This window comes from Aquincola tertiaricarbonis, from assembly GCF_023573145.1.
Lineage (GTDB): Bacteria > Pseudomonadota > Gammaproteobacteria > Burkholderiales > Burkholderiaceae_C > Aquincola > Aquincola tertiaricarbonis_B.
This window is the reverse complement of sequence record NZ_CP097636.1, coordinates 1096640-1116315: the sequence shown is the minus strand read 5'-3', so window position 1 is coordinate 1116315 and position 19676 is coordinate 1096640. Positions and strand designations below refer to the sequence as shown.

Genomic DNA, 19676 nt, shown 5'->3' with positions numbered 1-19676 from the left:
GCAGGTTCCTTGGGGCGGCCCGGCGGAACCTGGCCGCCAAGCTCACCCTTCCGCCGCCTCCACCAGCCGGCGGATCAACGGGTGCTGCACCCGCCGCTCGGTGCCGATGGCGTAGAACTGCTCGCGCACGCCGTCGCAACCGCCCACCGGCTTGACGCGGTAGTGCTCCAGTAGATCATCGTGCACCAGCAGCGCGGCCGGGAACACGCCCATGCCGCCGGCGCCGAAGGTCTTGAGCAGCGCGCTGTCCTCGAACTCGCCCACCACGTTGGGCCGCACGCCATGGCGCGCGAACCAGGTGTCGATCTGCACCCGCACCGTGGCATGCGCGGTGGGCAGCAGCACCGGCACCTGCGCCAGCGACTGCGGAAAGCCCTTGCGCGCCGCGGCCGCCAGCGCGGATGGCGCATACCAGCCCAGCTCGGAACCGCCCAGCGCATGGCTGTAGAGCTTGAGGTTGGCATTGACCGGCGCCGGCCGGTCCGACAGCACCAGGTCCAGCTTGTGCAGCGCCAGCTCGGCCAGCAGCTCGTCGAAGCCACCTTCATGGCACAGCAGCCGCAGCCCCGGCTCGGCCAGCACCGGCATGATCAGCCGGTGCACCACCATCTTGGGCAGGCCGTCGCTGATGCCCACCGCCAGCCGCAGCGCCGGTTGGGTGGCGGCATCGCGCACCACGTCGGGCAGCTGCTCACCCAACTGGAAGATCTGGTCGGCCTGGCGCAGCGCCGCCTCGCCCGCTTCGGTCAGGGCCAGGCCGCGGCCGGCCGGCTTGAGCAGCGCATGGCCCAGCGCCTGTTCCAGCTCGCGCACCTGGGCGCTGACGGTCTGCACCGCCACGTCCAGCCGCTCGGCCGCGCTGGCCATGCCGCCTTCCTTGGCCACCACCCAGAAGTAGTGCAGGTGCTTGTAATTGAAGCCGGGTCGCATGGGTGCGGATCTTAGGCGGCGAAGTCTGCGCCAGCACAAGCTGCGCGTCAGTCCCGCCGCCCAGAATGGGCCACGGAGATGCCCACCATGCCCAGCGCCTTCAACTTCAGCGCCTCACCGTTCGACTGCCTGACGGCCGACGAGCGCCAGCTGGTGCGCGACCACGTGGACATCGCCTACTTCCGCGAGGGCGACGTGCTGCTGCAGCCCGGCGAGCAGCCGGCGCACCTGTTCGTGCTGATCAAGGGCCATGTACACCAGTACAACGGCGACGAGCTGGTGGACACCTGCGGCCCCGACGACTGCTTCGACGGCCGCGCCCTGGTGGCCGGCCAGGCCAGCAGCCGCTTCGTCGCGGCCGAGGAGGTGCTGGCCTACCAGCTGGCGCGCGAAGCCGTCACCGAGCTGATCCGCCGCAACGCCACCTTCGGCGCACTGCTGTTCGCCGACCTGTCCCAGAAGCTCAGCGCACTGGCCGAACGCGGCAGCCAGCGGCAGATGCAGTCGCTGGCGATGGCACGGGTGCAGCAGGCCGGCGTGCGGCCGGTGCAGCAGGTGGACGCGGCCACCGACGTGGTGGCCGTGGTGCGAGTGTTCGCCGAGCACCGCACCGACCATGTGCTGGTGCGCGACGACACCCACACGCCGCCGCGGCTGGGCATCTTCACCACCACCGGGCTGCAGCGCGCCATCCTGCAGGGCACGCCGCTGCAGCAGCTGCCGGTGGGCCGGCTGGCCAGCTGGCAGTTGGTGACGGTGGCGCCGCAGGCCTGGCTGTTCGAGGCCCAGGCCACGATGATCCGCCACCGCGTGCGGCGGCTGGTGGTAGCCGATGCGCCGGCCGAAGAAGGCGCGCTGCCCCGCGTGCACGGCACGCTGGACCAGGTGGACCTGCTGAGCTTCCTGTCCAACCACTCCTACCTCATCACCCGCGAGATCCTGGAGGCCACCGGCCTGCACGCGCTGGCCGGCCCGGCCGAGCGCATCCAGCAGCTGGTGGGCCTGCTGCACGGTGGCGGCACGCCGGTGGGCCCGATCGCGCGGCTGGTGCAGGCACTCAACGCACAGCTGTTCGAGCGCACCTGGCGCCTGGTGGCACCAGACGACCTCGTGGCCCACAGCTGCCTGTTCGTGATGGGCAGCGAGGGCCGTGGCGAGCAGCTGCTGAAAACCGACCAGGACAACGGCCTGGTGCTGGCCGACGGCCATGCGCCGCCCGACGACCTGCCGGCGGTGTGCGAGCGCTTTTCGGCCGCGCTGGCCGGCTTCGGCTACCCCGAGTGCCCGGGCCGCATCATGGTCAACCAACCCGCCTGGCGCGCCAGCGCCGGCGAGTGGGTGCAGCGCGTGCGCAGCTGGCTGCTGGCACCCACCGCCGAGCAGCTGATGTCCGTGGCCATCCTGATGGACGCGCATGCGGTGTGCGGCGATGCCCGCCTGCTGCAAGGCGTGCGCACCGCGCTGCTGGAGGCGGCCCCCGACCACGACGCGCTGCTGGCACGCTTTGCCGGCGCCATCCATGCCTTCGACGGCGGCAGCGGCTGGTGGACGCGGCTGCTCACCCGCGCGGATGATGCCGAGCGGCTGGACATCAAGAAGGCCGGGCTCTTTCCCATCGTGCATGGGGTGCGGGCGCTGGCGCTGGCCCACCGCATCGGCGCCACCGGCACGGCCGAGCGCATCGAGGCGCTGGCCGCCGAACACCGGCTGCCGGCCGAGCTGGCCGATGCGCTGGTGGACAGCCTGCACTTCTTCATGACGCTGCGGCTGCGCGCAGGGCTGGAAGCGCGCCGGCTGGGGCAGCCGGCACAAGGCATCGCGGTGAGCAGGCTGAGCACGCTGGACCGAGACCTGCTGAAGGACACGCTGGAGGTGGTGCGCCGCTTCAAGGCGCTGCTCGACCAGCGCTTCCGGCTCGATCTTGTCTAGACAAGCTCATGCGATCCACCCGCGCCGCGCTGCAGGTCGCCCCACCACCCTGGCAGGCGCCCTGGCACGCGCTGGTGCGCGCCTGGATGCTGTACCACCTGGGTGACCAGCGCTACCGCTTCCTGTACGACCCGCCCCCGCCGGACGAATGGGTGTCGGTGGACTGCGAGACCACCGGCCTCAACCCGCACAAGGACGAGATCATCGCCATCGGCGCGGTGCGCATCCAGGGCCAGCGGGTGCTCACCAGCCAGCGGCTGAACCTGCTGGTGCGTCCGGCGCGTGCCATCTCGGCCGAGGCGGTGAAGGTGCACGGCCTGCGCGAGCGCGACGTGGCCCGCGGCCTGCCCATCGACGAAGCGATGCACCGGCTGCTGCACTTCATCGGCCCGCGGCCGCTGGTGGGCTACTACCTGGAGTTCGACGTCGCGCTGATCAACCGCGCGCTGTTTCCGATGCTGGGCGTGCGCCTGCCGCAGCCCTGCATCGAGATTAGCGCGCTGTACCACGACTGGAAGCAGCGCCAGCTGCCGCCCTACCAGCACGGCGCCACCATCGACCTGCGCCTGGCCACGCTGATGGCCGACCTGCAACTGCCCACCCGCCAAGCGCATGACGCGGTGAACGACGCCACGATGGCGGCGCTGGCCTTTCTGAAGCTACGGCGGCTGCTGCTGACGGCGCGTTGACGCAGGGCGCGGGCCGAGCCACGCCCTTAGGCGGCCAGTGACTTTGCTTGCTCGCGCTGCTTCGTTGGCAGCGCCGGGGCTGCTGCCTAGCATCGGGCCCGCCGCTGGCATGCCGCCAGCCTCCTGCCGCCCAATCCATGATCCTGATCAAGCGCCGACTCTCCGTTCTTGCGCTGGCCCTGCTGGCCAGCCTGCCCTTCAGCCAGGCCGCCGCCGCGGCCGACCAGCCCACCGTCATCCGCATCGGCTCGCCCGAACTCGGCACCGGCGACAAGGGCTTCTCAGGCGCCAACCCGTTGTCGGTGGTGCGGGCCAGGGGCTGGCTGGAAGAAGAGTTCAGGAAGGACAACATCCAGGTCGAGTGGACCTTCTTCCGGGGGGCCGGTCCGGCCGTCAACGAGGCCCTGGCCGCCAAGCAGCTGGACGTGGTGTTCCTGGGCGACCTGGCGTCGGTGATCGGCCGCTCCCGCGGGCTGCCGACGCGCCTGATCGCCGTCACCGGCCGCGGCAGCAACAGCTATCTGGCCACGGCGCCGGGCCTCACGCTGAACAGGTTCGCCGACCTGAAGGGCCGCAAGGTGGCCGTGCTCAAGGGCACGGCCTACCAGCGCCCATTCGACAACCTGCTGGCCGAGGCCGGGCTCACCGAGAAGGACCTGCGGCTGGTGAACATGGACTGGCCCACCGCCAAGGCCGCCGTGCTGAACAAGGACGTGGACGCCACCTTCGGCGGCGCCGACCTGCACCAGCTGCAGGCCAAGGGTGTGGGCCTGCCCTTCAACACCAAGGGCAAGGGCCCCGCCTTCACCATCCATGCGGCCACGCTGGCCACCGACGACTTCATCCGCAAGTACCCCGAAGTGACCACGCGCCTGGTCAAGCAGCTGGTGCGGGCTTCGGCCTGGGCCAGCGACGAGGCCAACCGCCAGCCGCTGCTGGCGCTGTGGGGTGAGGCCAGCGGCCAGGGGCCGGCCGTGTTCACCAGCGAGTTCGAAGGTGAGGACCTGCGCTTGCGCCACTCGCCGCTGATCGACGAGGCGGCGCTGGTGGCCTACAAGGGCGTGGCGGCCGATGCGCTGAAGCTCGGCCTCATCAAGACCTCGGTGGACGTGGACGCCTGGGTGGCGCCGCAGTTCGTGGCCGAGGCGGTGCGCCAGCTGAAGCTGGACAAGTTCTGGCCCGAGCTGGACGCCAACGGCAAGGCCCGCCGATGAGCAGCGCCACGCCGACGGCCGGCACGCGGCCCAACATCGTCTTCATCCTGGCCGACGACCTGGGCTGGGCCGACCTGGGCGTGTACGGCCAGACCGACTACGCGACGCCCCACCTCGATGCGCTGGCGGCCGAGGGCGTGCGCTTCACCCAGGCCTATGCCAACTCGGCCGTGTGCTCGGCCACCCGCTTCGCGCTGATGACCGGGCGCTACCAGTACCGCCTGCGCGGCGGCCTGGAAGAGCCAATCGCCCGCACCGCCCACCTGCATGGGCTGCCGCCCGAGCATCCCACGCTGCCCTCACGCCTGGTGGAGGCCGGCTACCGCACCGCGCTGATCGGCAAGTGGCACCTGGGCAGCGGCCCACGCTTCGGGCCGCTGAAAAGCGGCTACCAGCAGTTCTTCGGCAACTACGCGGGCGTGATCGACTACTTCACCCACCAGCCGCGCGCGGGCGTGGACGTGGCCCCCGACCTGTGGCAAGGCGAAGGCGAAGGACCGCCGGTGCCGGTGCAACGCAGCGGCTACTACACCCAGGTGCTGGCCGATGAAGCCAGTGCCTGGCTGCGTCGGCAGCATGCGCAGCAGCCGTTTTTCCTGTCGCTGCATTTCACCGCGCCGCACTGGCCCTGGGTGGGGCCGGAGGACGAGGCCGTCTCGCGCCAGCTCACCGACCTGTACCACTACGACGGCGGCAGCCTGGCCACCTACGGCCGCATGGTGCAGTCGCTGGACGCGGCCGTGGGCCAGGTGCTGGCCACGCTGCAGGCCCAGGGCCTGGCCGACAACACCATCGTCGTCTTCACCAGTGACAACGGCGGTGAGCGCTTCAGCAAGACCTGGCCGTTCACGGGGCAGAAGACCGAGCTGCTGGAAGGCGGCCTGCGTGTGCCCACGCTGCTGCGCTGGCCCGCGGTGCTCCAGCCGCAGGTCAGCCATCAGGTCACCATCACGATGGACTGGCTGCCCACGCTGCTGGCCGCCGCGGGCACCACCCCGCACCCCGACCACCCCAGCGATGGCGAAGACATCCTGCCGGTGCTGCGCGGTGAACGCGCGGTGCATGCCCGCACCCTGTACTGGCGCTACAAGGCCAATGCCCAGCGCGCCGTGCGCGAGGGCGACCACAAGTACCTGAAGATCAACGACAACGAGTTCCTGTTCAACGTGGCCGTGGACACCCGCGAGCGCGCCAACCTGCGCCAGCGCGAGCCGGCGGTGTTCGAGCGGCTGAAAGCGCAGTGGGCGCGCTGGAACGCCGACCTGCTGCCCATCACCGACGAGGTGTTCACCCACGCGGTGACCCCCGATGTACAGGCCGACCGCTACGCCCCCGAGCGGGCCAGCCGGCCGCGGTAACTGTCATACCGCCATGGCCGGCAGCCGGTGCCGGCGCAGCACCCCTTCTTCAACATCCGGGCGCCCGGTGTGGTGCGGGGCCACGTGAACGCCGCAGCGCAACCCCGCCCACCACCGCCAGGCCGGCCAGCGCCAGCGCTGCGCTGGCGGGCTCCGGCACCGGCGGCAGCGGCGCCGTGCGGGCGCTGAAGATCCAGCTCACCGTGCCTTCGGTGGTGCTGTTCTGCGACGGCATCGACGCGAACTCCACCACCTGCGGCGGCGACAGCCAGCTGGCGCGGAACAGGTTGGCGTACTCGCCCGACGCGGTGGCAAAGCCCAGACCATGGCTGGTCAGGCGGCCGTCGGCACGCACCAGGTTGTCCACCTCGAAGGGCTCGTTCAGCGGAATGGCGGTGCCGGTGGCTTGCAGCCCGGTGATGCTGCTGCCGTTGCGCTGGCCCAGGATGCCGGTGGCCAGGTAGTAGCCGCTGCCGTTGGCCACGTCTTCGGTGATGAGGATGCCGCTGGCCGAAACGCCGGCAGCGGTGTAGGCGAAGTCCCAGTACAGCTCGGCTTGGGCGGGGGCGGCGATGGCCAGGCCGGCCGCCAGTGCGGCGGCGGCGCGGGCCAGGGTATGGGCTGTCATCAGGTGTTCTCTCCGGTTCCGTGGGCGGATGCCCATGGCCATTCTGGCCGCGCCGCTGCGCATCGAAGGTGCCCGGCAAAGACTCACCGCGATGGCGGCCTTGCGAACCTTCAGTTTTTTCCTCAACGTGGCTGCGCCAGACGCTGCTTTGCCGCCAGCATGCCGATGCCTACGCTGACGGCCATTCCCATACCTCTTCGCGGAAAGCGCCATGCAAACCTTGCAGACCTTCCTCAGCTCCCCCTTCCTGTCACAGCCGGTGTGGTTGTGGCTGGTCTTCATCGGCATCGTCATCAGCCTGCTCACCTTCGACCTGGGCGTGCTGCACAAGGACGAGAAGGAAATCGGCGTGACCGAGAGCCTGTGGCTGTCGGCCGGCTACATCGGCGCCGGACTGCTGTTCGGCGCCTGGGTGTGGTGGATGCTGGGTGCGCAAAGCGGCATCGAGTACTACACCGGCTTTCTGATCGAGAAGTCGCTGTCGATGGACAACGTGTTCGTCATCGCGATGATCTTCGGCTTCTTCGCGATCCCGCGGGCCTACCAGCACCGGGTGCTGTTCTGGGGCATCCTGGGCGTGATCGTGCTGCGCGCCATCATGATCGGCCTGGGTGCCGCGCTGGTCACGCAGTTCAGCTGGGTGCTGTACGTGTTCGGCGCCTTCCTGGTGGCCACCGGCATCAAGATGCTGTGGTTCGCCGACCACCAGCCCGACCTGTCGAACAACCCGATGCTCAAGCTGCTGCGCAAGGTCATGCGCGTGACGCCCACGCTGCACGGCAATGCCTTCTTCGTGCGGCAGCCGCATCCGCAGACCGGCCAGGCCGTGCTGTGGGCCACGCCGCTGTTCCTGGCGCTGTGCCTGGTGGAGTTCGCGGACCTGATCTTCGCGGTGGACTCGGTGCCGGCCATCTTCGCCATCACCACCGACCCGTTCATCGTCTACACCAGCAACATCTTCGCGATCCTGGGCCTGCGGGCGCTGTACTTCGCGCTGGCCGCGATGATCCACCGCTTCGCCTACCTCAAGTACGCGCTGGCCCTGGTGCTGGTGTTCATCGGCAGCAAGATCTTCCTGGTGAACTTCATCGGCAAGACGCCGCCGCTGCTGAGCCTGTCGGTCACCGTGGGCCTGATCGCCGGTGGCGTGGTGTTCTCGATGTGGAAGACCCGCGGCCAGCCCGCCACGCTGCCGCAGCAGGGCTGACCACCCCTAACGCCGCAGCGTGGGCTGCGGCAACCACGGCACGGGGCGCTTCGGCGCCCCTTGTCCTTGCCGCACCGCCTGCTGCAGCGCGGCCATCGCGGCTTCGGGGTCGGCCGCGCCGGTGATGGCGCTGACCACGCACACGCCATCGGCACCACAGCGCATGGCCTCGGCGCAGCGGGCGGCGTCCATGCCGCCGATGCCCACCACCGGCAGCGCCTGCAGCAGCGCGCACCAGTAGGCCAGGTTGCCTTCGCCCTGCGGTGTCCAGGGCATCACCTTCAGCTGCGTGGCATGGATGGGCCCGCAGGCGATGTAGCTGGGCCCCAGGGCCCATGCGCGGCACACCTCCCAGTAGGCATGGGTGCTCAGGCCCAGGCGCAGGCCGGCCGCGCGGATGGCTTCCAGGTCGGCGGTGTCCAGGTCTTCCTGGCCCAGGTGCACGCCGTAGGCGCCGTGCTCGATGGCCAGTTGCCAGTGGTCGTTGATGAAGAGCTGCGCCCCCGCCGCCTGCGCGGCCTGCACGCTGCGGCGGATCTGCGCGGCCAGTGCCTGCGGCGGTGCCTGCTTGATGCGCAGCTGCACGGTGCGGATGCCGGCCTGCAGCACCCGCGCCACCCAGTCGGCACTGTCGACGATGGCATACAGGCCCATGCGGCGCTCCACCAGCGGCGCAAAAGCCTGCGCCGGTGGGCGCACCGGCAGGTTCTCGGCCCGCAGGGCAAAGCCGGCCAGCGAGGCACCCGGCGGCGTGCGGCGGCGCTGGGCTTCGAACATCTGCGCCAGGATGGCGGCTTCGCGGTCCACGAAGCCCAGCTGCTGCGCCGCCTGCAGCGGGGTGTCGGCGGCCACGCCGAAGGCCAGGGCCACGGCGGTCTTGGGGTCCAGGGGGCTGCTCATAGATCGAACGGCCGTCCGCCCACCGGGGTGCTGGCCACCGCCATGTCCTGCGCGGCGATCAGCCCGGCCGCATGGCCCAGCCAGCCGCCCCGCACCGCATGCGCAAAGGCCGCGGCCATGCGCACCGGATCACCCGCCTGCGCCACCGCCGAGTTGAGCAGCACCGCATCGAAGCCCAGCTCCATCGCCTGCGCCGCATGCGACGGCGCACCCAGCCCGGCATCGACGATCAGCGTGACCCCCGGCAGACGCGCCCGCAGCGTGCGCAGCGCCCAGGGGTTGAGCAAGCCCTGCCCCGAGCCGATCGGCGCGCCCCAGGGCATCAGGATGCGGCAGCCCGCATCCAGCAGGCGCTGGCAGCTCACCAGGTCGTCGGTGCAGTACGGAAACACCTCGAAGCCGTCACGCACCAGCTGCGTGGCCGCGGCCACCAGTTCAAACGGGTCGGGCTGCAGCGTGTGCTCGTCGCCCACCACTTCCAGCTTGATCCAGTGGGTGCCCAGCAGCTCACGCGCCATGTGGGCCAGCGTCACGGCCTCGCGCGCGCTGCGGCAGCCGGCAGTGTTGGGCAGCAGCCGCGCGCCGCTGGCGCGGATGATGTCCATGAAAGCGCCCTGGGCGCCGCTGCCATCGCCGGCCAGCTCGCGCTTCAGGCCCACGGTGACCACGCCGGTGCCCGAGGCGGCGATGGCCTGCTGCAGCACCTGAGGTGACGGGTAGCCCGCGGTGCCCAGCAGAAAGCGGCTGCGCAGCGGCACATCGGCCAGCAGCCAGGTGGCCTCGTCGGGCGGGGTGTGTGAGTCGGTCACGTCAACCTCCTGTGATGGGTTTGAAGCACTGCACCTGGTCGCCATCGGCCAGGGCATGGTGGGCGCGCTGGGCGCGAGCGACGAAGGCGCCATTGACCGCGGTGGCCACGCTGTCGGGCGCATGGCCCAATTGCTCGACCAGCGCAGCCAGGCTGCAGCCAGCGGGTAGTGCGTGCGGTTGGCCGCCCACCTGTACGGTGATGGGCGTGACCGCTGCGGTGGCGGGTTCCGTCATACCAAGCTCTCCAATGTCGAGGCCGCCAGCGCCTCTTCCACCATGGCTGGCGCCAACAGCCAGCCGTGGCGAAAGAGGCCATTGATGCGGGTGAGCCCCGGCTGCGTGTGCAGGCAGGGCAGGTTGTCGGGCAGCGCGGGGCGCAGGTTGGTTTCCAGGTGCAGCACCCGGCCTTCGGCCAGCTCGGGCAGCACGCTGTGGGCCGCGCTGAGCAGGCCCAGCAGGCTGCGCACCGAGACCGGTGAGCGGTCTTCCGATTCGATCTCGGTAGCGCCCACCAGCACCACGTCATCCGGCCGCGGCACCAGGTACACCCGCCAGCGCGGGTGCAGCAGGCGCAGCGGCCGGTTCAGCACCAGACCGCGGGCCTGCACCCAGGCCACTTCACCGCGCACGCCGCGCACCGGCAAGGCCGGCCGCGCGCCCAGGCCGCGCACGTCGAACACATGGTCGAAGCGGCGCCCGTCGAGCCGGCCGGGTTCGGCCTCGGTCACGGGCTGCTGCCAGTGCCAGCGCACGCCTTGCGCCGTGGCGGCCTCGGCCAGGGCTTGCATCGCCTGCACCGCATGCACCTGGCCTTCACCGGGCAGCAGCCAGGCCAGCGCGGGGCCATGCACTGCGGGCTCCAGTTCCGCGAGCTGCGGCAGGCTCAAGGGCTGCGGGCCCGGCCACGCCGCGCCCTTGGCCGCCAGCACCGCCAGCAGCCGCTGCGCACTGCCTGCATCGGCCCGGTGGGCCAGCAGCAGGCTGCACTGGCGCCGAAAGTCCACTTGTCTAGGCAACCTGGGCAGCCACTCAGCCCACAGGTCCAGGCTGCGCCAGCCGCGCCGGGCGGTGGCCAGGTCGGCGGTTTCCAGCTCGGCGATGGGGCTGAGCATGCCGGCCGCCGTCCAGCCCGCGGCCTGGGGCGGTGTGCGGTCGTCGGGCCCGGCCGCCGGGTCGAACACTTCCACCCGATGCCCGGCCGCCGACAGCCGCCAGGCCAGCAGCCGGCCCAGCAACCCGGCACCGGCAATGCCGATGTGGCGTCCGTTCATCGCAGGCTCCCGGGCCGGATCTTCTGCATGGCCCGCGGTGCATGGCCATGGTTCAACGGCCCGTTGCCAGCGCCGGTCTGCACGTCGGCGCCCTGCCGCAGCGCCTGCTGCACGTAGGCATGTGCGGCGCCCACCGCATCGGCCAGGCCCAGACCCAGCGCCAGCTGCGCGGCCACGGCCGAGGCGAGCGTGCAGCCGGTGCCATGCAGGTTGCGGCTGTGGATGCGCGCCGCACTGAAACGGCGGTGCAGGCCGTCGCGCGACTTCAGCACATCCACCACCTGCGCACCGGGCAGGTGGCCGCCCTTCAGCAGCACCGCCTGCGCGCCCAGGGCCAGCAGCCCGTCGGCCGCCGCCTCCAGCTCGTCCACCGACACGATGGCGCGGCCCAGCAGCAAGGCGGCTTCGTCCAGGTTGGGCGTGATCAGCGTGGCCCGCGGCAGCAAAGCCTGCACGATGACCTGCACCGCATCCCGGTCGATCAGCGCGTCGCCGCTGGTGGCGATCATCACCGGGTCCAGCACCACCGGTCGCAGCGCATGGCGGTCGATCGCCGCGGCCACGCAGCGCGCCGTCTCGGCCGAATGCAGCATGCCGATCTTCACCGCGTCGGTGCCGATGTCTTCCAGCACCGCGTCGATCTGCGCGGCCAGCACGGCCACCGGCACCGCATGGATGGCGCGCACGCCCCGGGTGTTCTGCGCCGTGATGGCGGTGATGGCGCTGGTGCCGAAGCAGCCCAGCGCGGCGAAGGTCTTCAGGTCGGCCTGGATGCCGGCGCCGCCACCGCTGTCGGAGCCGGCGATGGTGAGCACCCGCGCATAACGCGCCAGGGCGGCGCTCGCGGCTTCAATCGGGTCGGTGGTCATCGGCATCCTTCGGCATGCGGGCATGCCGGGGCCGGAAGATGGACCGGCCTGGGGTTGTCCGTCGGGTGGCCGGTGCTGCTTCCCTCCGCTGGCATGACCCAGTTCAGGTTCAAAGGGTGTTTCTCAGTCGTGCGGCGCACGACACCCCTAGCAAGCCCCGATTATGGCCACAGCGCCCTGTGCGAAGAAATGTGAAGCCCCGCCTACAATCGCGGCTGCTGCAGCCCACGGGCTGCGGCACTTCGCTGGGGGTGTTGGCTTGCGCAGGCAGGCCGACTGAGACAGTCCCTTTGAACCTGATTGAGGTAATCCTCGCGCAGGGAAGCCGACGGACCGCGGTCCGCCGCACCGCTTACGCCGGTGCCGCACGCCACGCCGCTTTGCACCCTGCCATCGACCTGAGACTACGATGGCTTCCGCTGTTTTCCGCTTTTCGCTCACCACGCTGGCCGCCGCCGCCGGCCTGGCCATGCTGCCCGCCCAGGCGCAGACCCCGGCCACCGCCACACAAACCATCGAAGTCACCGGCCGCGTGCTGAACCTCGCACCCGGCATCGGCGGCTTTGGCAACCAGCCGCTGTCCAAGGTGCCGCTGGCCGGCAACGTGATCACCACCACGATGTTGGACGACCTCGGCGCCACGCGCCTGTCCGACCTGACGCGGCTGGACGCCAGCCTGTCCGACGCCTACAACTCCGAGGGCTACTGGAGCTTCCTGTCGGTGCGCGGCTATGTGCTGGACAACCGCTTCAACTACCGGCGCGACGGCCTGCCCATCAATGCCGAGACCGCCATCGGCCTGGCCAACAAGGAACGCATCGAGGTGCTCAAGGGCACCAGCGGCATCCAGGCCGGCACCAGCGCCCCCGGCGGGCTGGTGAACTTCGTGGTCAAACGGCCCGATGGCAACGTGCGCAGTGCCGGCCTGAGCTGGCGCGAGAACGGCAGCGTGGGGGTGGCCGCCGACCTGAGCCAGCGCTTCGGCCAGAACGAGGCGTTCGGCCTGCGGGTGAATGCGGCCTACGACCACCTCGATCCGCAGACCCGTTCGCTGCAAGGCCATGCGCGCCAGCTGTCGCTGGCCGGCGACTGGCGCATTGCGCCCGACACGCTGCTGGAAGCCGAGTTCGAGCATTCGCTGCAAAGCCAGCCCAGCGTGCCCGGCTTCAGCCTGCTGGGCAGCCGCGTGCCCGATGCCAGCCGCATCGACCCGCGCACCAACCTCAACAACCAGCCGTGGTCGCAGCCGGTGGTGCTGGAGGGCAACACCGCCTCGCTGCGGCTGCAACAGAAGCTGGGCGGTGACTGGCGCCTGGTGGCCCATGGCATGACGCAGCGGCTGACCAGCGACGACCGGCTGGCCTACCCTTTCGGCTGTGAAGCCGAAGGCAATTACGACCGCTACTGCAGCGACGGCACGTTCGACCTCTACGACTTCCGCAGCGACAACGAGCGCCGCCGCAGCGATGCGCTGGACCTGTCGGCCAGCGGCAGCGCAAGCCTGGCCGGCCTGAGCCACCAGATCAGCACCGGCGTGCTGTTCACCCGCTACAAGAGCCGGCTGCAGGGCCAGGCCTACAACTACGTGGGCGTGGGCAACATCGACGGCACGGCGGTGACGGAGCCCGACCCCACGCTGGGCGATGCCAACACCAACCGCGACGAGCGCAACACCGAGCTGTACCTGCGCGACGTGGTCTCGCTGACACAGGACCTGCGCCTGTGGGCCGGCCTGCGCCACACCCGGCTGCACCGCGACAGCGTGCGCACCGACGGCTCGCGCCCGACCAGCTACAGCCAGGGCGAGACCCTGCCCTGGCTGGCGCTGAGCCACGAGTTGACGCCGGCCACACTTGTCTATGCAAGCTGGGGCCAGGGGTTGGAATCGGACGTGGTGCCCAACCGCAGCCGCTACCGCAATGCGGGCGAGGCGCTGCCGGCACTGAAGAGCCGCCAGACCGAGCTGGGCATCAAGCACGAAGAAGGCGACATCAACGCCTCGCTGGTGGCCTTCTCGATCGACCGGCCGATGGCGGCTGACGTTTGCGACGCCGATGACAGCTGCGTGCGCCGCAACGCCGGCAGCGCGCGCCACCGCGGCCTGGAGGCCGCCCTGGGCTGGCGCACCGGCCCCTGGCAGCTGAATGCCAGCGCGATGTGGCTGCACGCCCGCGTGCGTGGCGAGGGCTTTGGCGCGAACGACGGCAACCGTCCCACCAACGTGCCGCCGCGCACGCTGCGGCTGCAAGGCAGCTATGCGATGCCGGCGGTGCCCGGCCTGCAGCTGCAGGCCGGCCTGGTGTACGAGGGCAACAAGATGGTGCTGGAGGACAACAGCGCCCGCATCCCCGGCTGGACCACCACCAGCCTGGGCCTGCGCTACCTGCAGCGGCTGCAGGGCAGCCAGGTCACCTGGCGGCTGGGCGTGGACAACCTGACCGACAAGCGGGCCTGGCGCGAATCGCCCTTCCAGTTCGGCCATGCGTACCTCTACCCCCTGGCGCCACGAACTTTTCGCGCATCTTTTCAGCTAGACCTTTGACACACCCGAAAAAGTAGCTATACTGCGAGGCTCTGTTCCCCGATAGCTCAGTCGGTAGAGCGCCGGACTGTTAATCCGTAGGTCCCTGGTTCGAGCCCAGGTCGGGGAGCCAAGAACAGAAGGAAAAGGCCTTGCAGCGATGCAAGGCCTTTTTTCTTTGTCCGCTCGGGCGCCCCACAGACGGCAACATGTCCCACCTAGGGAAACTACGCAATTCCGACCTCCCGCCCCTGGTTGCAGGTCAAAAAAGTACAGGCGCCACGCCGGCTTCGTAGTAGCCCCCTCCATGGCCCTTGCCTAACATCGGTTCCATCGGTCAAGGAGCAAGGTCGATGAAGCCGGACCTCGAGGTGGTACAGATTGGGCGCGCAGAATCGTTCAAGGCCTGGGAGCACGGCTATCCCTTCCATACCGTGCGCTGGCACTTCCATCCCGAGTACGAACTGCACCATGTGGTGCACACCAGCGGCCACTACTTCGTGGGCGACCACATCGGCCACTTCGGGCCGGGCAACCTGGTGCTCACCGGGCCCAACCTGCCGCACAACTGGGTGAGCGACCTGCCGGCCGGCACCAGCGTGCCGCTGCGGGGCCGGGTGCTGCAGTTCTCCGAGCAGTTCGTGCACGACGCCACCGCGCTGCTGCCCGAGCTGACGGCCTTCCAGCCGCTGCTGCAGCTCAGCCGCCGCGGCGCGCTGTTCACGCCCGACACGGCCGCCCGCGTGGGGCCGCTGCTGGCCGAGCTGGTGACGGCCAGCGACCTGCGCCGCATCGAGCTGTTCATCGCCATCATCGGCGCGCTCAGCCGCGCCCGTGGCGTGCAGCCGCTGGCCAGCGAGGCCTACCACCCCGACCCGTCGGGCTACATGGCCGATGGCATCAACGAAGCCATCGCCTACATCAGCGCCCACCTCACCGAGAAGTTCACCGAGACCGAGCTGGCCGCCATCGCGCGGCTCAACCCCAGCGGCTTCTCGCGCAGCTTCCGGCGGCACACCGGCCTGGGCCTGAGCCAGTACGTCAACCGCCTGCGCATCAACCTGGCCTGCCAGCTGATGATGAGCGAGCCCTCGATGGCCATCACCGACATCTGCTTCGCGGCGGGCTTTCGCAACATCTCCAACTTCAACCGCCAGTTCCTGCGCCAGAAGGGGCTGCAGCCCTCGCACTTCCGGGCGCTGCTGGCCGAGAACGTCGGCGAACGAAAGGCCGCCTGATGCCGCGCTTCCGTCGCCCCGCCGCCGCCGCGCCGCCCTGATCGGCGCCGCTAGCCGACCCACCCACCCTGACAGCCCCGAGGCCGCCCGCCTGACAGCGAGCGGCCGGGATCGGTTCACCCCACGTTCAACGCGCCATCGCGCAACGCACCCCAGCCGCCAGCGGCTTTCACGGCAGCACCGCTGCCCCACTACCTGAGCAGGAGACAAAAGATGAAGCAGATCTTGAACACGGCGACCCGCCTCGGCGCGCTCATCCTGGGCGTGGCGGCCGCCACCACCACCCTGGCCGCGCCCAGCGGCACCGTGGCCTTTCTGATGCCCGACCAGGCGTCCACGCGCTACGAGAAGCATGACTGGCCGGGCTTCAAGGCCGAGATGGCCAAGCTGTGCCCTGACTGCAAGCTGCTCTACCAGAACGCCAACGCCGACGTGTCGCTGCAGCAGCAGCAGTTCAACTCGGTGATCGCCCAGGGCGCCAAGGTCATCGTGCTCGACCCGGTGGATTCCACCGCCGCCGCCTCGCTGGTGCGCATGGCGCAGTCGCAGGGCGTCAAGGTCATCGCCTACGACCGCCCGGTGCCGGCCACGCCGGCCGACTACTACGTGTCCTTCGACAACGAAGGCATCGGCCGCGCCATCGCCGACTCGCTGATGCAGGCGCTCAAGGCCGCGGGCGTGCCCACCGGCAAGGGTGGCGTGCTGCAGGTCAACGGCTCGCCCACCGACGCCGCCGCGGGCCTGATCAAGAAGGGCATCAACGCCGGCATCCAGGCGGGCGGCTACAAGAAGCTGGCCGAGTTCGACACGCCGGAATGGGCCCCGCCCAAGGCCCAGCAATGGGTGAGCGGCCAGATCACGCGCTTCGGCAACGACATCGTGGGCGTGGTGGCCGCCAACGACGGCACCGCGGGCGGCACCATCGCCGCCTTCAAGGCCGCGGGCCGCAACCCGGTGCCGCCGGTCAGCGGCAACGACGCGACGACCTCGGCACTGCAGCTCATCATCGCGGGCGACCAGTACAACACCATCTCCAAGCCCAGCGAGATCGTGGCCGCCGCGGCGGCGCGGGTGGCGGTGGGCTTCCTGGAAGGCAAGGCGCCCAAGGCCGAGACCCAGCTCTACAACACGCCCTCGCAGCTGTTCACGCCGGCGGTGGTCACGGCCAAGAACCTCAAGGCCGAGATCATCGACAAGGGCATCGCCACCGCAGCCGAGCTGTGCACCGGCCGCTATGCGGAAGGCTGCGCCAAGCTGGGCATCGGCAAGTAAGGCGCGGCATGAGCCATGAAGCAAAGGCCCGCAGCGGCCCGCCCGTGCTCAGCCTGCGCGGCGTGTGCAAGCGCTTCGGTGCGGTGTCGGCGCTGACCGACATCGACCTCGACGTGCATGCCGGCGAGGTGGTGGCGCTGGTCGGCGACAACGGCGCCGGCAAGTCCACCCTGATCAAGATCCTGGCCGGCGTGCACCAGCCCACCTCGGGCAGCATCACCTTCGACGGCCGGGAGGTCTCGCTCGACAGCCCGTCGAAGGCGCTGGACCTGGGCATCGCCACCGTGTTCCAGGACCTGGCCCTGTGCGAGAACCTGGACGTGGTGGCCAACATCTTCCTGGGCCGCGAGAAGAACCCCTGGCAGCTGGACGAGGTGGCGATGGAGGTGCGCGCCTGGACGCTGCTCAACGAGCTGTCGGCCCGCATTCCCAGCGTGCGCGACGTGGTGGCCTCGCTGTCCGGCGGCCAGCGGCAGACGGTGGCCATCGCCCGCTCGCTGCTGCTGGACCCCAAGCTCATCATGCTGGACGAACCCACCGCCGCGCTGGGCGTGGCGCAGACGGCCGAGGTGCTGAATCTGATCGAGCGCGTGCGCGCCCGTGGCCACGCGGTGATCATGATCAGCCACAACATGGAAGACGTGCGGGCGGTGGCCGACCGCATCGTGGTGCTGCGCCTGGGCCGCAACAACGGCGTGTTCACGCCCGAGTCGTCCAACGAGGACCTGATCGCCGCCATCACCGGCGCCACCGAGAACGCGGTGTCGCGCCGCGCCAGCCGGCGCCAGGCGCAGCCCCCCGCCCACCTTCAGGAGGCCCAGCCATGAACACCAGCACCCCCCACACGGCGGGCCCGCTGCTCGACCGCAGCGACGTGCGCGTCAAGCATGCCGCCAGCCTGGGCGACGTGGTCGCCGCCTTCATCGGCCGGGTGAAGTCCGGCGACCTCGGCTCGCTGCCGGTGATCGTCGGCCTGGTCATCATCTGGAGCGTGTTCACCGCGCTCAACCCGGTGTTCCTGTCGCCCAACAACCTGGTGAACCTGCTGTTCGACTGCTCCACGGTGGGCGTCATCGCGCTGGGCATCGTGTGCGTGCTGATGCTGGGCCAGATCGACCTGTCGGTGGGCTCGATGAGCGGCTTCGCCTCCGCGCTGGTGGGCACCTTGTGGGTCAACCAGGGCTGGCCGGTGCTCGGGGCCATCGCCGCCGCGCTGGCGGTGGGCGCGGCCTTCGGTGCGCTGTATGCCGCGCTGCTCAACCGGCTGGGCATGCCCAGCTTCGTTACCACGCTGGCCGGGCTGCTGGCCATCCTGGGCATGCAGCTGTATGTGCTGGGGCCCAGCGGTTCCATCAACCTGCCGTACGGCGCCACGCTGGTGGACTTCGGGCAGCTGATGATCATCCCCACGCCGGTCTCGTTCGCGCTGGCGGTGCTGCCGGGCCTGGTCATCCTGGTGGGTGGCCTGCGCACCCGCCAGCGCCGCAGCGCGGCCCAGCTGTCGGCACCATCGCTCGCCGGCCTGCTGGCCCGCAGCGGGGCGCTGACGGTGCTGCTGGTGGCGGTGGTGGCCTACCTGTCGCAGGGGCGCGGCGTGCCGCTGATGTTCGGCCTGTTCCTGGGCCTGGCGGTGCTGATGCAGTACGCGCTGACGCGCACGAAGTGGGGTCGGTCGATGTTCGCTGTCGGCGGCAACCCCGAGGCGGCGCGGCGCGCCGGCATCAGCGTCAAGGGCATCTACACCAGCGCCTTCATGCTGTGCGCCAGCCTGGCCGCGCTGGGCGGCGTGCTGGGGGCGGCGCGGCTGGCCTCGTCCAGCCAGCAGGCCGGCACCGGCGACGTCAACCTCAACGCCATCGCAGCGGCGGTGATCGGCGGCACCAGCCTCTTCGGCGGCCGCGGCAGCGCCTACTCGGCGGTGCTCGGCATCATCGTCATCCAGTCCATCGCCAGCGGGCTGACGCTGCTCAACCTGTCGTCGTCGCTGCGCTTCATGATCACCGGCGCCGTGCTGGCCATCGCGGTGATCGTCGATTCCCTGGCGCGGCAGTCCCGCGTGTCCCATGGCCGCGCCTGAAGGTCGCGCGGCAGGAGAACCACGACCATGAGTCAATCCATCCAGGGCAAGGTGGCCGCCATCACCGGTGCGGCCTCCGGCATCGGTCTCGAATGCGCGCGCGAACTGCTGCGCGCCGGCGCCAAGGTGGTGCTGATCGACCGCGCGGCCGACAAGCTGGCCAGCCTGTGCGAGGCGTTGGGGCCGCAGGCCCTTCCGCTGACGCTGGACCTGCTGCAGCCGGCCGAGGTGTCGGGGCTGCTGCCCCGCATCCTCGATCTGGCCGGCGGGCTGGACATCTTCCATGCCAACGCCGGCGCCTATGTGGGCGGGCCGGTGGCCGAAGGCAACCCCGACGACTGGGACCGCATGCTGCAGCTCAACATCAATGCGGCCTTCCGCTCGGTGCATGCGGTGCTGCCGCACCTGATGGCGCAGAAGTCGGGCGACATCATCTTCACCAGCTCGATCGCCGGGCTGGTGCCGGTGGTGTGGGAGCCGATCTACACGGCCTCGAAGTTCGCGGTGCAGGCCTTCGTGCACACCACGCGCCGGCAGCTGGCGCCGCACGGCATCCGCGTGGGCGCGGTGGCGCCGGGGCCGGTGGTCACCGCCTTGCTGGATGACTGGCCGCAAGCGAAGATGGATGAGGCCCTGGCCAACGGCAGCCTGATGCAGCCGGTGGAAGTGGCCGAGGCGGTGCTGTTCATGCTCACGCGGCCGCGCGGCGTGACGGTGCGCGACCTGGTGATCCTGCCCAACAGCGTCGACCTGTGACCACGAT

At 70.3% G+C, this 19676-nt stretch carries 18 protein-coding genes, 1 tRNA gene and 1 riboswitch; of the genes, 12 read left to right on the top strand and 7 right to left on the bottom strand.

Features of this window, described 5'->3' with window-relative positions:
• Positions 1 to 42: 42 nt before the first annotated feature.
• Positions 43 to 930, bottom strand: coding sequence for a LysR family transcriptional regulator (locus MW290_RS19365; protein ID WP_250199323.1), 888 nt, complete (start codon positions 928 to 930; stop codon positions 43 to 45).
• Between the two features lie 87 nt (positions 931 to 1017).
• On the opposite strand from MW290_RS19365, the gene MW290_RS19360 reads away from it, so the two are divergent.
• The 4 genes from MW290_RS19360 (at position 1018) to MW290_RS19345 (ending at position 6120) form a co-directional block, all read left to right on the top strand.
• Entirely contained in the window at positions 1018 to 2859 is a 1842-nt protein-coding gene (locus MW290_RS19360) for a putative nucleotidyltransferase substrate binding domain-containing protein (protein WP_250200058.1), read from the top strand.
• A gap of 8 nt (positions 2860 to 2867) precedes the next feature.
• Positions 2868 to 3548 (top strand): 3'-5' exonuclease, encoded by a 681-nt coding sequence (locus tag MW290_RS19355; protein WP_259373494.1) that lies wholly within the window; start codon positions 2868 to 2870, stop codon positions 3546 to 3548.
• Between the two features lie 137 nt (positions 3549 to 3685).
• A complete protein-coding gene (locus tag MW290_RS19350) occupies positions 3686 to 4762 on the top strand; it encodes an ABC transporter substrate-binding protein (RefSeq protein WP_250199322.1) in 1077 nt (358 codons plus the stop codon).
• Positions 4759 to 6120 (top strand): sulfatase family protein, encoded by a 1362-nt coding sequence (locus MW290_RS19345; RefSeq protein ID WP_250199321.1) that lies wholly within the window; start codon positions 4759 to 4761, stop codon positions 6118 to 6120. Before MW290_RS19350 ends, MW290_RS19345 begins: the two co-directional genes overlap by 4 nt.
• Positions 6121 to 6169: 49 nt before the next feature.
• On the opposite strand, the gene MW290_RS19340 is transcribed toward MW290_RS19345, so the two are convergent.
• Positions 6170 to 6748, bottom strand: coding sequence for a PEP-CTERM sorting domain-containing protein (locus MW290_RS19340; protein WP_250199320.1), 579 nt, complete (start codon positions 6746 to 6748; stop codon positions 6170 to 6172).
• A 211-nt stretch (positions 6749 to 6959) separates the two neighbouring features.
• On the opposite strand from MW290_RS19340, the gene MW290_RS19335 reads away from it, so the two are divergent.
• Entirely contained in the window at positions 6960 to 7955 is a 996-nt protein-coding gene (locus tag MW290_RS19335) for a TerC family protein (protein WP_250199319.1), read from the top strand.
• 6 nt (positions 7956 to 7961) lie between these two features.
• Here the strand turns inward: MW290_RS19335 and thiE are convergent, their stop codons facing one another.
• From thiE to thiD, 5 genes are read right to left on the bottom strand one after another with little or no spacing between them, the layout of a single operon-like run.
• Positions 7962 to 8855 (bottom strand): thiamine phosphate synthase, encoded by an 894-nt coding sequence (thiE, locus tag MW290_RS19330; RefSeq protein WP_250199318.1) that lies wholly within the window; start codon positions 8853 to 8855, stop codon positions 7962 to 7964.
• A complete protein-coding gene (locus tag MW290_RS19325; RefSeq protein ID WP_310740159.1) occupies positions 8852 to 9664 on the bottom strand; it encodes a thiazole synthase in 813 nt (270 codons plus the stop codon). Before MW290_RS19325 ends, thiE begins: the two co-directional genes overlap by 4 nt.
• Position 9665: 1 nt before the next feature.
• Positions 9666 to 9899 (bottom strand): sulfur carrier protein ThiS, encoded by a 234-nt coding sequence (gene thiS, locus MW290_RS19320; protein ID WP_250199317.1) that lies wholly within the window; start codon positions 9897 to 9899, stop codon positions 9666 to 9668.
• Positions 9896 to 10936 (bottom strand): FAD-dependent oxidoreductase, encoded by a 1041-nt coding sequence (locus MW290_RS19315; protein WP_250199316.1) that lies wholly within the window; start codon positions 10934 to 10936, stop codon positions 9896 to 9898. The genes thiS and MW290_RS19315 overlap by 4 nt, the downstream gene beginning before the upstream one ends.
• Complete coding sequence (thiD, locus tag MW290_RS19310) at positions 10933 to 11805, bottom strand: bifunctional hydroxymethylpyrimidine kinase/phosphomethylpyrimidine kinase (RefSeq protein ID WP_250199315.1); 873 nt, start codon at positions 11803 to 11805, stop codon at positions 10933 to 10935. Before thiD ends, MW290_RS19315 begins: the two co-directional genes overlap by 4 nt.
• Positions 11806 to 11868: 63 nt before the next feature.
• Positions 11869 to 11964: riboswitch (TPP riboswitch) on the bottom strand.
• Between the two features lie 250 nt (positions 11965 to 12214).
• Here thiD and MW290_RS19305 point away from each other — a divergent pair.
• From MW290_RS19305 to MW290_RS19275, 7 genes are all read left to right on the top strand, one after another.
• Positions 12215 to 14347 (top strand): TonB-dependent siderophore receptor, encoded by a 2133-nt coding sequence (locus MW290_RS19305; protein ID WP_250199314.1) that lies wholly within the window; start codon positions 12215 to 12217, stop codon positions 14345 to 14347.
• A 36-nt stretch (positions 14348 to 14383) separates the two neighbouring features.
• Positions 14384 to 14459, top strand: a tRNA-Asn gene (locus tag MW290_RS19300).
• A 220-nt stretch (positions 14460 to 14679) separates the two neighbouring features.
• Positions 14680 to 15564 carry an AraC family transcriptional regulator gene (locus tag MW290_RS19295; protein WP_250199313.1) on the top strand — a complete coding sequence of 295 codons (885 nt, stop codon included), beginning with the start codon at positions 14680 to 14682 and terminating at the stop codon, positions 15562 to 15564.
• 213 nt (positions 15565 to 15777) lie between these two features.
• On the top strand, positions 15778 to 16836 hold the full coding sequence (locus MW290_RS19290) for an ABC transporter substrate-binding protein (protein WP_250199312.1): 1059 nt from the start codon (positions 15778 to 15780) through the stop codon (positions 16834 to 16836).
• An 8-nt stretch (positions 16837 to 16844) separates the two neighbouring features.
• Complete coding sequence (locus MW290_RS19285) at positions 16845 to 17663, top strand: ATP-binding cassette domain-containing protein (protein WP_250199311.1); 819 nt, start codon at positions 16845 to 16847, stop codon at positions 17661 to 17663.
• On the top strand, positions 17660 to 18913 hold the full coding sequence (locus MW290_RS19280) for a sugar ABC transporter permease (RefSeq protein WP_250199310.1): 1254 nt from the start codon (positions 17660 to 17662) through the stop codon (positions 18911 to 18913). The genes MW290_RS19285 and MW290_RS19280 overlap by 4 nt, the downstream gene beginning before the upstream one ends.
• Positions 18914 to 18940: 27 nt before the next feature.
• Positions 18941 to 19669: an SDR family oxidoreductase gene (locus tag MW290_RS19275; RefSeq protein ID WP_250199309.1), complete on the top strand. Its 729-nt coding sequence runs from the start codon at positions 18941 to 18943 to the stop codon at positions 19667 to 19669.
• Positions 19670 to 19676 lie beyond the last annotated feature (7 nt).

What these genes read in the sequence shown, in the direction of transcription:
- MW290_RS19355 (WP_259373494.1), top strand. Translation starts at nt 2,868, where the DNA reads ATGCGATCCACCCGCGCCGCGCTGCAGGTCGCCCCACCACCCTGGCAG.
- thiE (WP_250199318.1), bottom strand. Translation starts at nt 8,855, where the DNA reads ATGAGCAGCCCCCTGGACCCCAAGACCGCCGTGGCCCTGGCCTTCGGC.
- MW290_RS19345 (WP_250199321.1), top strand. Translation starts at nt 4,759, where the DNA reads ATGAGCAGCGCCACGCCGACGGCCGGCACGCGGCCCAACATCGTCTTC.
- MW290_RS19340 (WP_250199320.1), bottom strand. Translation starts at nt 6,748, where the DNA reads ATGACAGCCCATACCCTGGCCCGCGCCGCCGCCGCACTGGCGGCCGGC.
- MW290_RS19335 (WP_250199319.1), top strand. Translation starts at nt 6,960, where the DNA reads ATGCAAACCTTGCAGACCTTCCTCAGCTCCCCCTTCCTGTCACAGCCG.
- MW290_RS19280 (WP_250199310.1), top strand. Translation starts at nt 17,660, where the DNA reads ATGAACACCAGCACCCCCCACACGGCGGGCCCGCTGCTCGACCGCAGC.
- MW290_RS19360 (WP_250200058.1), top strand. Translation starts at nt 1,018, where the DNA reads ATGCCCAGCGCCTTCAACTTCAGCGCCTCACCGTTCGACTGCCTGACG.
- MW290_RS19290 (WP_250199312.1), top strand. Translation starts at nt 15,778, where the DNA reads ATGAAGCAGATCTTGAACACGGCGACCCGCCTCGGCGCGCTCATCCTG.
- MW290_RS19365 (WP_250199323.1), bottom strand. Translation starts at nt 930, where the DNA reads ATGCGACCCGGCTTCAATTACAAGCACCTGCACTACTTCTGGGTGGTG.
- MW290_RS19305 (WP_250199314.1), top strand. Translation starts at nt 12,215, where the DNA reads ATGGCTTCCGCTGTTTTCCGCTTTTCGCTCACCACGCTGGCCGCCGCC.
- MW290_RS19275 (WP_250199309.1), top strand. Translation starts at nt 18,941, where the DNA reads ATGAGTCAATCCATCCAGGGCAAGGTGGCCGCCATCACCGGTGCGGCC.
- MW290_RS19285 (WP_250199311.1), top strand. Translation starts at nt 16,845, where the DNA reads ATGAGCCATGAAGCAAAGGCCCGCAGCGGCCCGCCCGTGCTCAGCCTG.
- thiS (WP_250199317.1), bottom strand. Translation starts at nt 9,899, where the DNA reads ATGACGGAACCCGCCACCGCAGCGGTCACGCCCATCACCGTACAGGTG.
- MW290_RS19315 (WP_250199316.1), bottom strand. Translation starts at nt 10,936, where the DNA reads ATGAACGGACGCCACATCGGCATTGCCGGTGCCGGGTTGCTGGGCCGG.
- MW290_RS19350 (WP_250199322.1), top strand. Translation starts at nt 3,686, where the DNA reads ATGATCCTGATCAAGCGCCGACTCTCCGTTCTTGCGCTGGCCCTGCTG.
- MW290_RS19295 (WP_250199313.1), top strand. Translation starts at nt 14,680, where the DNA reads ATGAAGCCGGACCTCGAGGTGGTACAGATTGGGCGCGCAGAATCGTTC.
- thiD (WP_250199315.1), bottom strand. Translation starts at nt 11,805, where the DNA reads ATGACCACCGACCCGATTGAAGCCGCGAGCGCCGCCCTGGCGCGTTAT.